3 protein-coding genes are annotated in these 1,903 nt (G+C 67.2%); 1 reads left to right on the forward strand and 2 read right to left on the reverse strand.

Annotation, left to right across the window (positions count from 1 at the left end):
* Nucleotides 1-457 (forward strand): MipA/OmpV family protein (locus AC1D12_RS32240; protein WP_477845227.1); only part of this gene is annotated, 457 nt, incomplete at its 5' end.
* A gap of 28 nt (nucleotides 458-485) precedes the next feature.
* Here the strand turns inward: AC1D12_RS32240 and AC1D12_RS32245 are convergent.
* Together AC1D12_RS32245 and AC1D12_RS32250 are read right to left on the reverse strand one after the other, a co-directional pair.
* Nucleotides 486-989: a DUF2335 domain-containing protein gene (locus AC1D12_RS32245; RefSeq protein ID WP_477828857.1), complete on the reverse strand. Its 504-nt coding sequence runs from the start codon at nucleotides 987-989 to the stop codon at nucleotides 486-488.
* 316 nt (nucleotides 990-1,305) lie between these two features.
* On the reverse strand, nucleotides 1,306-1,903 hold a 598-nt coding region (locus tag AC1D12_RS32250), incomplete at its 5' end, for a M15 family metallopeptidase (RefSeq protein WP_477845228.1).

Genomic DNA, 1,903 nt, shown 5'->3' on the forward strand with positions numbered 1-1,903 from the left:
GCGCGGCCTGGGCGACATCGACGGCACCGTGCTCGGCGCGGTGTTCGCAAGCTACTCCGACGGCTGGTTCACCGCCCGCGGCAACGTGGTCGGCGACATCGGCGGCAAGCACCAGGGCGGGCGGCTGTCGTTCGACGTCGAGGGCAAGTACAGCCCGGCTGCGGGCCTGATGCTGTCCGCCGGCCCGGGGGTGACCTGGGCCAGCCGCAGCGCGATGCAGACCTACTTCGGCATCGACGAGCAGCAGGCGGCGCGGTCGGGCCGCGCGGTGTACAGGCCGCGCTCGGGCATCGAATCGGTGGGCTTCACCGTCGGGGCCGACTACCAGATCGACAAGCAGTGGGGCATCGGCACCCGCCTGTCGACGCGCAGCCTGCAGCGCGACGCGGCCGACAGCCCGATCACCGAGAAGAAGGCGCAGAACAGCGTCGTGGTGTTCACGGCGTACCGGTTCTGACCCGCCACGGGTGCGACAGCGGCCTGCGCTACGACTTCGCCTCGTCGACCTGCCGCTTGCGGCTGAACATGCTTGAGCGGAATGCGTTGATAACAGCCGCAGTCGGTATCGCGGCGAGCGCCGCAGCGACCCACGGCTGGCCGATCGTGCCCATCCAGATCGCGCCAACCACACAGACCAGGCAGACCAGGACGCCACAGGTTTGCCCCATCATGTCGCTGCGAAAGATCGCGCGTGCGGTGTAGGCGTTGGTCAGGCTCTGCGAGTGCTGGGCCGCGATGTTGGCATCCAGCGCTGCTCGCTCCATCGAGCGGCGGTGTTGCTGCTCCTCTTCGGCCCAAAGAATGAGCTTCGCTCCCGTGCCGGGAATGAGCTGATCGAACTGCTTGAGGATGTCCGGGTGCGGAATCTGCCCGGTGTACTGGCTTTGCTGGATGACAACCTGTTGCTCAGCCCTGACCGCGCCCAGCCCGATCGCCTTGCTTGCTGCCTGAGCCAGCGGCGTCTGGTGAGGCTTGTTGCCCCTGCTCATGACGTTGCACCTCGCGATGCATCGAATCCCCGATGCTCACCCAATCCGACGCAAGCGCAGCGGCGATCTCCCGACCGGCTGCAGGCGGCTCCACCATCTGAACGCTGGGCAGTGCCGGCGCTTCGTTGTGCACGAACAAGGTCACGGGCGCCGCCAATCCACGCACGAACCCCCGTGCGAACGCCGCTCTGGGATCCGCCGCGAAGTCGATGAGGAAGCCCATGGCTTGGTTGCTCCGATGTTGGGTTGCAAAGAAATTGTCTCATGCAGCTATGTGACCTCACAGCGTGCTTGGTTCCACATGCTGGCCGGCAGATCACTCCACCCGCATGAACTGCTCCCGCACCCGCTGCCGGTCCAGCATCTCGAAGTGCCACCACTCGTTGTCGATGCCACGAAAGCTCCCGGCATTCAGCGCATCGCGCAGCAGCAGCCGGTTCGTATGCTGCACCGGTGTCAGAGCCCCGCTCGCCAGATGCGCCGCTTCCAGCACCGGATGCGACAGCGCCGTCATCTCGTCGAAGCCGCTGCCCATGTCGAGTTCGCCGCCCGCCTCGTCGATCACCGTCACGTCCAGCGCCATGCCGAACGAGTGGATCGAGCCGCGCGCCGGGTCGGCCACGTACTGCCGCAGGTCGGTGCCGTCCAGGTGGTTCCACAGATGGATCTGCACGCGGTGCGGGCGCAGCGCGTCCAGCACCAGCAGGCGGTGCCCCGGCGCCGTGGCAGCCAGCCGTGCCACCGCCTGCGCGAGACCGTCTGCCGCCAGCCGATGCAGCCACGCGCAATCCAGCGCGCCGTACAGGTCTCGCCCGACGAAGTTGCGCTCGCTTGCATAGCGCAGGTCCACCGCCGCGCCCTCGATCGTCGACAAGCGGCAGAAATCGGGATGGGTGTGGATGGTTTCGCAGCGC

The organism is Rhizobacter sp. P1_G5, assembly GCF_056405435.1.